The organism is Rhodococcoides kyotonense (assembly GCF_900188125.1).
GTDB lineage: Bacteria > Actinomycetota > Actinomycetes > Mycobacteriales > Mycobacteriaceae > Rhodococcoides > Rhodococcoides kyotonense.
The window spans coordinates 191,548-203,725 of record NZ_FZOW01000010.1; the positions used below are offsets into that span (position 1 = coordinate 191,548).

A 12,178-nucleotide genomic window follows, 5' to 3' on the forward strand; every position below is an offset into this window, starting at 1 on the left:
GAGCACTGGACAAAACTAAACCGTGTAGTAAAGTCTCGCGCCATGACGGTAAAAAGTGTTGCCGACGGAACGCCCGATCGGCTCGATCGCCGCACACAGATCCTCGTGACAGTCCTGGGAGCAGCCGCATTCGTCGCCGTACTCGACGGCACCGCGGTCACCGCTTCCCTCGGTACGCTGACCACGTCGTTCGATACCACGCTGCCGGTCGTGGTGTGGGTGACCACGGGCTACCTACTCGCCGCGGGCAGTGTCCTTCCCCTGGTCGGGTGGGCTGTCGATCGGTTCGGTGGGCGGGCGGTGTTCCTTGCGGGGCTCGGTGCCTTCGTCGCCGGATCGGTGCTCACCGGCCTTGCCTGGTCGATCGAAGCCCTGATCGTGTTCAGGGTGCTTCAAGGCTTCGGCGGCGGACTCGTCGAACCGGCCTCCATCGCAGTGGCGGCGGCGGTGGCGCCGCGAGAACATGTCGGGCGCGTGATGGGCCGCTTCTCCCTCATCATCAACATCGCACCCGTCGTCGGCCCACTGCTGGGCACGTTGTTCGCGGACAACGGCCTGTGGAGGATGATCTTCCTGATCAATCTGCCCCTCGGTGCTCTGATCGTGCTGGCAGCCGTTCGGTGGGTGCCGACGACGACGGGATCCACGACGCCACAGCCACCGGATCTTCTCGGAATGGCCTTGCTTGCACCAGGATTCGTCTTCGTATTGCTGACCGTCAACCGTTGGGGCGCAGGAGCGGACGCATACCTGGTGGTCCCGCTGGTCGTCGTCGGCGCGGTACTTCTCGGTGCATATGTCGTCCATGCTCTGCGCACCTCACGTGTACCGGTCCTCGACTTGAGGCTTTTGCGCACACCGGCTTTCGCCGCTGCGCTACTGGTGATGTGCGTCGTGGGATTCATCATGTTCTCGCAGCTGAGCATGCTTCCACTCCTCGCGGAGCAGCAGTTCGGTCTGCATGGAATCGCCCGTGGTGTCATCACGTCCGCTCTGGGCGTGGGTCTGTTGTTCTCGATGTCCAATGCCGGACGAATCAGCGATCGCGTCGGGCCGCGTCCGCTCGTGGTCGGCGGTTCGGTCCTCACGGCGCTCGGATTGGGCGCTGTCGGGGTGGTGTACGACGCGTGGCCACTCCCGGCACTCCTCGTCCTCTATGTCGTCGTGGGCCTCGGGTTCGGATGCGTTGCATCGCCGAGTTTCGCCAGCGTGTACCGAATACTGCCGCCCGAGTCGGCAGCGCAGGGAACGACGGCCCTGTTCATCGCGGTACAGCTCTTCGCTTCGGTTGGAGTGACCGTCATGGGACTGCTGCTGGACCGTGGAGGCGACAGCGTGTACTCGACGGTCTTCACTGTGCTGGCCGTGGCCGCAACCGCCGCGGCGGTCATAGGAACGAGGTTGCCGGGTAGGCCATGAAGTCGGGTTCAGGGATACAGCTCGCGCATCTCAGCGCATCGCAATCCGCGGGCTCCTTCGTCAGCACCCGTCCGGCGACGGTCGTCGCCACTGAGTGGACGTCGTCGGCGAGCGTGTCGCGTGACTTCGTATCGGATCCGTGGAGAATGGTCGTCGATCCGACTGTCGCACCGCAGTATTCGATGATTCCGTGTTCCATCTGGATACGAATGGCGTCGTGGATTCGATGACGCTCGAAGCTGTCTGCGTCGTCACCTGCAACCGGCACGAGATGGATCGTCAGCCGCTCCAGTTTCTTCTCGAAGCTGCTGCCGGGGGTGTAGTCGAATGCCCACCCGTTCACGAACACACGGTCGATCCACCCTTTGAGCAGAGCCGGGAACGACCACCAGTACATCGGGAACACCAGGATAAGGTGATCGGCTCGGTCGATGCGTTGTTGTTCTGCTGCAACAGCTTCCGGCGTCGAACCGGTTCCTCGGTAGAAGTCGAGATCGCTGGAGTCGAAACGAGGATCGAAACCCTCTGTGGCCAGGTCGGCGATGTCGACGCCACCGCCGGACGTACGCAGAGCGTCGGCTGTCGCGTGGGCAACGTGGTGCGTCAGCGAGTTCGGATCGGGGTGTGCGACCACGACGAGGCTGTTCATATAGTTTCCTTCCAACGGCGAATGCGCTATGTACCAACCGTAGGTTACTATTGGTACATAGCGCAAGGAGGTGTCCGATGGTTCGAACGAGGTTGTCGCGGTCCGAGCGGTACGACCAGCTGATCGACGTGTCGTGGTCGTTGGTGCGAGAAGAAGGCGCCGACGCGTTGACCCTCGGTCGCCTTGCCGAACGCGCGGGAGTCGCCAAACCCGTCGTGTACAGCCACTTTGCCTCTCGCGCTGCGCTATTGGCCGATCTTTACAAGGAGTTCGACGATCGTCAGGGTGTGACTCTCGAGCGGTACGTGTCGGAAGCGGATCCCACACTCGAGGGGCGGGCTGCCGCGATCGCGAATTCGTACGTCGGGTGCACACTGGCGCAGGGGCGGGAGCTGACCGGCGTGCTCGCCGCGCTGGAGGGTTCGCCGGAGTTGGAGCAGGTCAAACGGTCCGCGGAGGACGCCTATTCCGCCAGGTGTCGGGAGCTGCTCGAACCCTTTGCGGGCGCGATGGGTGTCACGCCATCGTCGTTGACGGCCATCTTCGGTGCGGCAGAGGCACTCTCGCGTGCTGCCGCATCGGACACCCTCTCTCCGGACCATGCCCGGACCGAACTCTCCGCATTGATCGTCGCGATGGTCGGTAGGGCGTAGCCGCTCGAAGTTCGACAAGGCCTATTGCCATCGCGCCTGTTCAGGACTATACGTATATGTATGCGTATAACGAGCTGGACGGTTACGATGGTCTCGTGCCCAACAAGACCATCTACGTGTCCGACGCCGACCTGCCGCTTCTCCAGCGAGCGCAGGAGCTCACCGGCGGGAACATGTCGGCGGCAATCGTCGAGGCGTTGCGCCGATTGGTCGACGTCGAGGAAGGCAAGCGCGAAGGCTTCCACGAGGTGGTCGTCCGCGTCGGACCTGGTGAGGGGCGCAAGCAGCGCTTCGTCGGAGTGCTTCTGGTCGAGTGGGGTCGCTCCACCAAGGATCGCGTCGAGGAATTCCGCGTCTACCGCGGCCGCACCGGCAAGTTCGTCGTCCATACCAAGAGATCACCCGAAACCTCCTGGACCGCAGGCGCCGACGGCTCGGCTCGTGGATGGCGCAAGCACATCAGTAGCGACCAACAGTGGAGCACGACGGCCGCGATCGCCACCCTCGAGATCGCCGACGACCTGGAAGCATTGCGCGCGTTGATCCCCGGCGAGCTGTACGCGTCGGTGGCGGACTCCGTCGCAGACCCGGTCGTCGAAGATCTCGATATCTGAACTGCTGCACCATATTCGACTGCGCATACTCGCGCATCCTCTCGCACCGCCGCCCTCGGGGTGACGCGGGCGATTCACACTGGCCCGAATGCTCGGGTCGTTCACGGGAGACCACATCATGGCCCTGTCCACTCGATCGACCGCGGTGCGTGTGCGCGGGCTTCGTAAATCCTACGGCGACAACACGATCCTCGACGGGATCGATCTCGACGTACCGGCGGGCACGGTGTTCGCACTGCTCGGCCCGAACGGTGCGGGTAAGACCACCACCGTCCACATCCTGTCCACCCTGGTCACACCGGACTCGGGTGAGGTTGTCGTCGCCGGCCACGATCGATACGAGGACCCGAACGGAATTCGGCGATCCATCGGTGTCACAGGGCAGTTCTCGGCAGTCGACAAGCTGCTGACGGTCGAGGAGAACCTGCGACTCATGGCCGATCTGCACCGTCTCGGCCGCACGGAAGGGAAGGAACGGATCGAATCGCTGCTCGATCGATTCGAACTCGCCGATGCTGCACGAAAACCGGCCGCAGCGTGCTCCGGCGGCATGCAACGCAAGCTCGACCTGGCGATGACCTTGGTCGGCGAACCGAGCGTCGTGTTTCTCGACGAGCCGACCACCGGACTTGACCCTCGTGCACGAAAAGTGCTGTGGGACATCGTTCACGAACTCGTCGCCGACGGGATCACGATCGTGCTGACCACGCAGTATCTCGACGAAGCTGATGAACTCGCAGATACGGTTGCCGTGCTCGACGACGGCCGAATCGTCGCGAAGGGCTCGCCGACAGAGCTGAAGAGGCGCGTGCACGGCGGAAGTGTCCGGCTGCATCTGGCCGACCCAGTGGCGCTGAGTCTTGCGGCACAGGCTTTTCCGGATGGAATTGTCGACATCGACACCTGCGTCCTCACGGTTGCGGGCGGTACCGACGTCGCTGAACTGCGTTCGGTACTCGATCATCTCGATCGGGCTGGCGTCGAGCCAGACCGTCTCGAGGTGACGACGCCGGACCTCGACGACGTGTTCTTCTCGCTGACCGACTCCACTTCTCGAAAGGTCGCGCCATGACATCGACGAGCCTCGCAATCAGGGACTCTGCGGTGATGTTCCGCCGCAATCTGATTCATCTCAGGCGGTACCCGAGCATGACTGCACTTCTCATCGGTATGCCGGTCGTGTTCCTCCTGCTGTTCGTGTATGTCTTCGGCGGAACTCTGGGCGCCGGATTGCCTGGAGCAGGCGGACGTGCCGCCTATCTTGCATACGTGACTCCGGCAATCGTCGTCATGGCCGCGGCCTCTGCGGCGCAAGGCACAGCGATTTCGGTCGCGACCGACATGACGGAGGGCATCATCGCGCGGTTCCGGACCATGGCCATCTCACCAGGATCCGTGCTCACCGGACATGTGGCCGCCAGTGTCGTGCAGGGACTGCTGGCGATGACAGCGCTCCTGCTCGTCGCGATCGGACTCGGGTTCAGGCCGGAAGCGAGTCCACTCGACTGGCTGGCGTTGCTGAGTGTCCTTACGATGCTGTCGCTTTCGCTGACTTGGTTGTCGGTCGCGCTCGGATTGGTATCGGACAGTGTCGAGACGGCCAGTAACCTGCCGATGTTTCTCATCATCCTTCCGTTCCTCGGTAGTGGATTCGTTCCGACGGACTCGATGCCGACGGCCCTGCGGTGGTTCGCCGAGTACCAACCGTTCACGCCCGTCATCGAAACCGTGCGCGGCTTACTGGAGGGTCAAGCACAACTCGGGACGTCGGCCCTCGCACTCGGATGGTGCGCATCGATCACCGCGGTCGGCTATCTGTGGGCGCGAGCGTCGATGCGACGGGAACGCACCCGCTGACCGACGGCGTCGGTTGTCCTCTTTCGAGGACTGTCGCGGGCACGAAGCCACGATTATCGTGTGTGTGCTGGGCGGCCGATACCGCTCTCACAACGAGATTCGATTCCCCAGGAGGACCTCATGACCGGCTTGCTCGAAGACAAGGTCGCCATCGTCACGGGCGGATCGAGTGGCATCGGGCGTGGGATCGTCGAAAAGTATGTCGCCGAGGGCGCCAAGGTGGTCATCGCAGATATCCGCGACGACGACGGTTCGGCACTTGCCGGCTCGCTCGGCTCGCAGGCCGCGTTCGTTCATTCGGATGTCACATCGGAAGAGTCGATCGACGCGACAGTCGCGTTCGCCGTCGACACCTTCGGCCACCTCGACGTGATGGTGAACAACGCAGGCGCACAAGGAGATCCAGCGACTATCCTCGACGCGCACGCCGAGGGCTTCGACAGGACAGTGGCTCTGCTCGCCAGGTCCGTCCTGCTCGGCACCAAATATGCAGCGGCTCAGTTCATCCGTCAGCACACACAGGGTTCCGTCATCTCGACCGCGAGCGCTGCTGCCATTCAGGGCGGTTGGAGTGCCGTCGGTTACACGGCGTCCAAACATGCCGTCGTCGGGTTGGTGAAGCAAGCGGCAGCAGAGCTTGGGCAGTACGGCATCCGATCCAACGCCATTGCGCCTGGAATCATCATGACTCCCATCATGTCTCGTACGTTCGGCGTCGAAGATTCCCGATCCGACGAGTTCACGGCCTTCCTGGCAGATCGCCTCGGCCCGGGGCAGCCGTCACGACGCGTCGGGTACCCGGCCGACATCGCCGGTGTTGCAACCTTCTTGGCCAGCGACCTGTCCCAGTACGTGAGCGGTACGGTCATTCCGGTCGACGGCGGTGCTACCAGTGTCACACTCGGCACCTTTGCAACGGACGTCGTGAAGGCTGCGGAAGAGTTCGTTCAGGGGTCGTAACGTCGACGTCTGGGCTTGCGCGCGGGAGCGGTCACTGTCGGCATCACGCGGAGCAGGTATTCCGCGGCTGCCGGCGCCGTGAATGCAGCGGTTCCGCCAGGGCGCAGGTAGAGCAAACCCTTCTCGACCAGATCCGTTCTGGTATGCGCACATTGGTGAGCGGTCCGCTCGAGGAGTCGTGCGGTCTCGGTCTCCTCGGTCGCGTCGACCACGGCGCGTAGGTACGACAGCTCCAGTTCCGTTGCCCGCGACAGCATGGATCCGAAGAAGCTCTTGTCCACCTTGTCCTCGAAGGCAACGGACGCCGAGGCTAGATCCTGCGGCGTCACCGTCGCACCGCGGGACTTCTCCCATAGAACGTGTCCCAAGGCGTGCACGAAGGCAGGAACGCCGCGGGTCCTGTCGAACGCCGATGCGATCGCGTCGTCGTCCCATTCCTGGCCGGTTCGCAGCAGAGCGGCGACATCCGACTCGGACAGTGGACCGAGGTCGGCGAAATCGAAGAGTCTGTTCGCGCGCACTTGGGTCTCGGGCGGAAGTGCGTCGGATCTGGGGATCCCGGCGCCGACGAGGGTGATGGGCAGCTCGCGGAGGTAGGTGCGATGCAGACCGTCGACCAGCGCTGCGAGTTGTCCGACGGTCAGGCGGTGGATCTCGTCGACGACGAACACGACGCCGGTTCCGCTTTCCTGTGCAGCCTCACCGAGCGCGAGCAGTGTTGCGGTGACATCGGCCGAGAGGTCACCAGTGTCCGCACTGCTCGGCGTCGGGAAGTCCCACCGGTCGGTGAGCGGGCTGTCCACACCCAGCGTCGACGCGAACGAGCCGAGGACTCCGGCTGCAGCTTTCGTCTTGTCGCCCCAGCGTGTCCGAGGTGAGAGCGACAACAGTGCGCTCCGGAACTCGAACGTGAATTGACGACGGAACCCCAGGTCGTCGCGTCGGGCCGCGGCGGTGTCGACGACGGCCCATCGCCGCACGCGCGCGGACTTGGCGAACTCTCGCAGCAGCGCGGTCTTGCCCATGCCCCGCAACCCGGTGATGATCTGTGATTGTCGGGGATGTCCACGGTCGAGCCCGTCGAGTAGCGAGGTGAATGCTGTGGCGAATCCCTCGCGCCCGACGAGCCGGCCAGGAACGGCGCCGAAGTCAGGTGTATAGGGGTTTTCCATACCGAAAGTTATATTGGGTCGCTCGGACTAAGTAAATCGCTGGAGCTGAACATCAGGGAAATGTCACGTCCAGCCGTGCGCGGGTCGAGCCACCGCTGGTTTCCCGGCGGCATACCGGCCGAGGTCAGTAGGGTGTAGCCGGCGGGACGAGCGACGAGTCGGGGGCGCGACCATGAGTATCCGAAGCAGGCTGGACAGTGTGAGGCCGACGCTCGTCTTCAGTGATCCCCACACGACTGACGACGGCACGACCATCGTCGGCGTCTCGTCCGTTCGTGCGGACGGATCTGCTACTGCGGTAGGTATGTTCGTCGTGTCGGGTGGACAGTGCACCTGGTCGCCGGTGGTGGATCGGACTCGAATCGCGATATTCGGCATCTCGGTCGGTCTCGTTGCGGCGACATTCTCGGCGCTGGCGGTTCTCCGACGGCCACCGTGGCCGGATCTGACGGGCACGGTCGACCTGTCGCGTTGACGGCGAATCGGTTTCGTCAGCTGGTGAGGAACGTCATCACGGTGTCGGTCTGTCCGACGATGGCGTGACCGGTATCTGGAAGGACAACGACCGAACTGTCGTCGATGAATCGTTCTGCACGACGGACTGTTTCGGTCGAGTCCATCATGACGTCCCGGTCGCCTACGATCACTCCGACAGGCACGGAGATCCCGCGGAGGTCGTCGTCGGAGAAGACCGGTAAACGTTCCGTGCGCGGCTTGAAATGCGCAAAGATCCGCACCACATCGTCGAGAACAGTTGCGGCGGAATCGCCGTCGAGTCCCGTCACGATCTGCGCGGTTCGTCGACGCCCTCGCTTCCCGAAAGCGCGTAGGAGCAGGACCTTCGGTAGCCACCCCATAGTCTGTCGACCGATGCCGCCCGGGCACAGAACGGCAAGCCGGTTCACTCGCGCGGGCCTGCGGATCGTGAAGTCCAGCGCGGTCCAACCGCCGAGCGACATTCCGACGACCGCCGCGTCGTCGATGGCGAGTGCGTCGAACACTTCGTCGAGCCACGATGCGGTGTCGTCGGTGCCCAGCGGAAGCCGGACTGCGTCACTGCCACCGGGCTCGCCGAGCATGTCGACCGCGTAGCAGCGGAAGCGGCGCGACCAGGTCGCGATGTCGCCGAGCCACGTTCCGGAATGGGAGCCGGACCCGTGCAGCAACACCAGTGGAGGGGCGTCGACGGGACCCGACGCCACGACGAAGGTGTTGCCCGCTCGCGTAGGGACGATGAGCTCCTGCGACGGCACCGGCCAGCTGTCCAGGAGTTCCCGGTACCGACGGCGAACATCGTCGGCACCCACCTGTGATGTGAAGATCTGAACGCTCGTCATGTACTCATACTGCACTAAATATCTGTAATAGGGAAGAATAAGGAACTTTCAGCCAGTATGTACCGGCGGAAGCGGTCGACCACCGCTGTCGGGCGGTGTTGCGCAGACGTGAGTGCGACGTCCGTTAGCGACCGACTGGAGCGCATAATCCCGAGGAACCCTCTGCCGGTGGAGGTTTCAGACCCTGAACCCGGGGAAACAATCCGAAGGGTATGGTTCGTCCATGGTGTGGTCACGGGGCATGGGGCGGTCGGCGGCCTACGCTGCCGTGTTGGTGGTTCTGGCCACGGGAACGGCGGCGTGCAGCGGGTCGGTACGGGCTTCGGATGAACGCTGTTCCGGCGGTGAGGCGCCGAGCGTCCGGATCACCGGCGACGAGGCGCCGCTCTGGGCCGACCGGTGGGTGCCGGGTGCGGGCGGTTCGCTGGGCGGCGGCGTCGTGACACAAGCGGGCGACGACGACAGCACATTCCAACGCGTCTATTCCTGTGTCGGTCTGGCCGACGGGACCTGGACCGCGATGTCCATGGGTAGCAGCACCACCGAACAGCGCGCTGTTCGCGTCGGTATCGAGGACTACTTCTACCGTGCCGGCGACCTGACCGTCGAGGATCGGCGTTACGCCGTCGATGTCATTGTCGCGCAGACCGATTCGGAGGAAGCGCGATTCGGCGTCGCGTTCTGGCCGCTGGTGGAGCCGCGATCGCTCGACGACATCTACGGTGGGGCGTACGTGGTTCAGCGGATGCGTGAAGCCGGGGTGTTCTGACTCGTCGCGTCGTCGGGGGCGGTGTCGGCGAGTGCCTCGATGAGGTCTCGCTGTATGTCTGTTTCCGGAACCGATGAGGCGACGACAGCGGATACGGCCAGCTGGAGTCGATGCTGCGCCTCGGTGCGGAAAGCGAGGCCGGTCTTCGGTGTGCTTTCCGCAGTGCTGGCGTAGATGATCGACCAGCATTCCGGATGATTGAGCAGTTCGGCGCTCGCGGTGTGGTCCGGAGCGACGGGCGGGCCGAACGTCAGACGGAGACCGCTGCGCTTCATCGCGCCCTCGATCACGCGGTGCAGCAGGATCTGGTCGCTTCGCTTCGGGAGCAGCAGCGGATAGGCCGCCAGCTGTTCGAGGCTCGGGTTGTCGCCTCCGGCCAGTGGATGCCCCTCGGCGAGCACCACCACGAGATCTTCGGTCCACAGTTCGGTGACGTGCAGGCTCGTCCGCTCGACACTGCCTCGGATGAGAGCCACCTGGCAGTCGCCGGACATGACCGCGTCGATTTGTTCGGCGAATCGTTTCAACACGAAGTCGATCTCTGCCTCGGGGTGGCGTTCGCGTACACGCACGATCGCAGCGAGCGCATTCGCGGCGAATGTCATGTTGCCTGCGAGGCGCAACTGATTCTGCTTGCGTGTCGTCAGTGCAAGTGCTGCCTGTTCGAGTTCGAGCATATGACGCGCAATCGACACCAATTGTGCTCCGACAACGGTCAATCGAACCGACCGCGACGACCGTTCGAACAGCGGCTCGCCCATCTCGCGTTCCAGCTTGGCTATCTGGAGACTGATTGCAGATTGCGACACGTAGCACCGCTCGGCGGCGCGCGAGAAATTCAGCTCTTCGCCGACGGCCAGAAAATATTTCAGCTGCCGTAGCTCCACGTGACCTCCATCCATGAGTTCTGCTCATCGATACTATTCCAACTTTCGCGTTGATAACGACCCCGGACACGAGTTCCATGGAGGTTGGAATCGTTCCAACAAACGTCGCGGAGAGGGAAGCAAGAAAGTGGACACGTACGAGGTCGTCATCGTCGGATCGGGATTCGGAGCACTGGCCGCCGCCAAGACTCTGGGCAAGGCGGGCGTGCGGTTCTCCCTCGTCTCCAGCACAACCGAACATCTCTTCCAGCCGTTGCTCTATCAGGCCGCGACGGGAATGCTGTCGACCGGCGAGATCGCTCCGCCGATCAGGCGCATCCTCGCCGAATACGAGTCGGCCGACGTTCGTCTCGGACGCGTCGTCGACATCGACACCGACAAGCACCAGGTCACCTACACCGCAGCAGGCGCGACGCACACCATCGGATTCGGAAAGCTCATCGTCGCAACGGGCGCTACGCAGGCGTACTTCGGCCGCGACGAGTTCAAGGACCGCACCTTCGCGCTCAAGACCGTCGACGATGCCATCGCGCTACGCGAGCAGATCCTGAGCTGCTACGAGAACGCCCATCTGGCGTCGGATCCTGCGGTCGAGAAGGATCTGCTCAGCTTCGTGGTCGTCGGTGCAGGCGCGACCGGCGTCGAACTTGCCGGGCAGATCCGCGACCTCGCGCACAGGTACTTCGCCGGCTCGTTCCCCGACATCTCCCCCGACGACGTCACCGTCACGCTGGTCGACGGCGTCAAGGACGTTCTCCCGGCCTTCGGCGGCAAGCTCAGCGCCTATGCACGCACGAAGCTCGAGAAGTCGGGAGTCGATGTCGTCACCGGAGCGATGGTCACCGACATCGCCGACGACGTGGTCACCATCCAGGACGTCGACACCAAGACGTCACGGACCATCGCTGCGAAGACAGTGATCTGGTCCGCAGGCGTGCAGGCCAGCGGCCTCGCCGCCACTGTCGCCGAACGCACCGGCTGCGACACCGACAGGGCAGGGCGACTCCTCGTGCACGACGACCTGACCGTCGGAACGTCGAAGGACGTCTACGCCATCGGCGACGTCACGTCGCTGAACGGTCTTCCCGGCCAGTCGCCCGTTGCGATGCAGCAGGGACGCCACGTCGCGAAGATGATCACCGGCAAGGTGAAGGCGGGCACCGCGTTCTCGTACGTCGACAAGGGAAGCATGTCGATCGTCGGCCGATTCAGTGCTGTTGCACGGCTTTTCGGCAAGGTCGACATGTCCGGTCCGATCGCGTGGGTCATGTGGCTCGCGGTGCACCTGATGTACATGGTCGGGTTCAGGAACCGGTACGTCGCGGTGGTGTCGTGGTTGAGCTCGTACATCGGCGACCGCCGCCCGCACTTCCAGTACACGGACAAGTGGGAAGAGGCCGAGGTGCCGGAAGAAGAACGTGCTGCGGCCTGACCGATCGTCATTCCATGACGTAGAGGACATTTCCGTCGGGGTCCGAGAACTCGAACATCGGCGGAAGGCCTTCCCACAGAAGTAGTTCGCTCACCTTCACGCCGTTGTCGGTGAGGTGTGCGTGCAGGGCAGCGGCATCGGGCGTCGTCAAACGCACTCCGGTGTCGCGCCCGGCTTCGAAGCTCGGATAGCCGGGAATCAGCGCGATCGACGCGTCCGCCGAGCTCATCTGGACCCATCGCGTCCCAAGCTCGTCGATGAAACCGTCGACCGTCGTCTCGAATCCCAGTGTCGTGCTGTAGAACTCGATGGATGCGTCTTGGTCTGTCACTGGAATGGCGATCGTTCGGACGCCTGTGATCCAGGTCGGCGTTGTATCGGTCATCGTTCCTCCTCTGTAGGGGTTCGTGACCGTATCGACCCTAGGGT

14 protein-coding genes are annotated in these 12,178 nt (G+C 63.6%); 9 read left to right on the plus strand and 5 right to left on the minus strand.

Going from position 1 to position 12,178, the window contains the following annotated elements; all coding sequences use genetic code 11:
- Positions 1-42 precede the first annotated feature (42 nt).
- Entirely contained in the window at positions 43-1,419 is a 1,377-nt protein-coding gene (locus CHB96_RS17800; RefSeq protein WP_089248623.1) for a DHA2 family efflux MFS transporter permease subunit, read from the plus strand.
- Here CHB96_RS17800 and CHB96_RS17805 read toward each other — a convergent pair.
- Positions 1,388-2,068, minus strand: coding sequence for an NAD(P)H-dependent oxidoreductase (locus CHB96_RS17805; RefSeq protein ID WP_089248625.1), 681 nt, complete (start codon positions 2,066-2,068; stop codon positions 1,388-1,390). The genes CHB96_RS17800 and CHB96_RS17805 overlap by 32 nt on opposite strands.
- A gap of 77 nt (positions 2,069-2,145) precedes the next feature.
- On the opposite strand from CHB96_RS17805, the gene CHB96_RS17810 reads away from it, so the two are divergent.
- From CHB96_RS17810 to CHB96_RS17830, 5 genes are all read left to right on the plus strand, one after another.
- Positions 2,146-2,721 carry a TetR/AcrR family transcriptional regulator gene (locus CHB96_RS17810; RefSeq protein WP_089248627.1) on the plus strand — a complete coding sequence of 192 codons (576 nt, stop codon included), beginning with the start codon at positions 2,146-2,148 and terminating at the stop codon, positions 2,719-2,721.
- Between the two features lie 95 nt (positions 2,722-2,816).
- Positions 2,817-3,335: an EXLDI protein gene (locus CHB96_RS17815; RefSeq protein ID WP_089248777.1), complete on the plus strand. Its 519-nt coding sequence runs from the start codon at positions 2,817-2,819 to the stop codon at positions 3,333-3,335.
- An 88-nt stretch (positions 3,336-3,423) separates the two neighbouring features.
- Entirely contained in the window at positions 3,424-4,407 is a 984-nt protein-coding gene (locus CHB96_RS17820; protein WP_245865829.1) for an ABC transporter ATP-binding protein, read from the plus strand.
- Positions 4,404-5,192: an ABC transporter permease gene (locus tag CHB96_RS17825; protein WP_089248629.1), complete on the plus strand. Its 789-nt coding sequence runs from the start codon at positions 4,404-4,406 to the stop codon at positions 5,190-5,192. The genes CHB96_RS17820 and CHB96_RS17825 overlap by 4 nt, the downstream gene beginning before the upstream one ends.
- Positions 5,193-5,312: 120 nt before the next feature.
- Entirely contained in the window at positions 5,313-6,152 is an 840-nt protein-coding gene (locus CHB96_RS17830) for a glucose 1-dehydrogenase (protein ID WP_089248631.1), read from the plus strand.
- Here the strand turns inward: CHB96_RS17830 and CHB96_RS17835 are convergent.
- Entirely contained in the window at positions 6,140-7,324 is a 1,185-nt protein-coding gene (locus CHB96_RS17835) for an ATP-binding protein (protein ID WP_089248633.1), read from the minus strand. The two genes, CHB96_RS17830 and CHB96_RS17835, sit on opposite strands and share 13 nt — an antisense overlap.
- A 172-nt stretch (positions 7,325-7,496) precedes the next feature.
- Between CHB96_RS17835 and CHB96_RS17840 the strand changes: the two genes are divergently transcribed.
- Positions 7,497-7,799: a hypothetical protein gene (locus tag CHB96_RS17840; protein ID WP_089248635.1), complete on the plus strand. Its 303-nt coding sequence runs from the start codon at positions 7,497-7,499 to the stop codon at positions 7,797-7,799.
- A 16-nt stretch (positions 7,800-7,815) separates the two neighbouring features.
- On the opposite strand, the gene CHB96_RS17845 is transcribed toward CHB96_RS17840, so the two are convergent.
- Positions 7,816-8,661 (minus strand): alpha/beta fold hydrolase, encoded by an 846-nt coding sequence (locus CHB96_RS17845; RefSeq protein WP_089248637.1) that lies wholly within the window; start codon positions 8,659-8,661, stop codon positions 7,816-7,818.
- Between the two features lie 223 nt (positions 8,662-8,884).
- Between CHB96_RS17845 and CHB96_RS17850 the strand changes: the two genes are divergently transcribed.
- The gene (locus tag CHB96_RS17850; protein WP_141136503.1) at positions 8,885-9,430 is read left to right on the plus strand and encodes a hypothetical protein; all 546 of its coding nucleotides are present in this window, start codon (positions 8,885-8,887) and stop codon (positions 9,428-9,430) included.
- On the opposite strand, the gene CHB96_RS17855 is transcribed toward CHB96_RS17850, so the two are convergent.
- On the minus strand, positions 9,400-10,317 hold the full coding sequence (locus tag CHB96_RS17855; protein WP_089248781.1) for a LysR family transcriptional regulator: 918 nt from the start codon (positions 10,315-10,317) through the stop codon (positions 9,400-9,402). The genes CHB96_RS17850 and CHB96_RS17855 overlap by 31 nt on opposite strands.
- A gap of 127 nt (positions 10,318-10,444) precedes the next feature.
- Here CHB96_RS17855 and CHB96_RS17860 point away from each other — a divergent pair, with 127 nt between their 5' ends.
- The gene (locus CHB96_RS17860; RefSeq protein ID WP_089248641.1) at positions 10,445-11,749 is read left to right on the plus strand and encodes an NAD(P)/FAD-dependent oxidoreductase; all 1,305 of its coding nucleotides are present in this window, start codon (positions 10,445-10,447) and stop codon (positions 11,747-11,749) included.
- Positions 11,750-11,756: 7 nt separating this feature from the next.
- On the opposite strand, the gene CHB96_RS17865 is transcribed toward CHB96_RS17860, so the two are convergent.
- Positions 11,757-12,134 carry a VOC family protein gene (locus CHB96_RS17865; RefSeq protein ID WP_089248643.1) on the minus strand — a complete coding sequence of 126 codons (378 nt, stop codon included), beginning with the start codon at positions 12,132-12,134 and terminating at the stop codon, positions 11,757-11,759.
- Between the last annotated feature and the right edge of the window lie 44 nt (positions 12,135-12,178).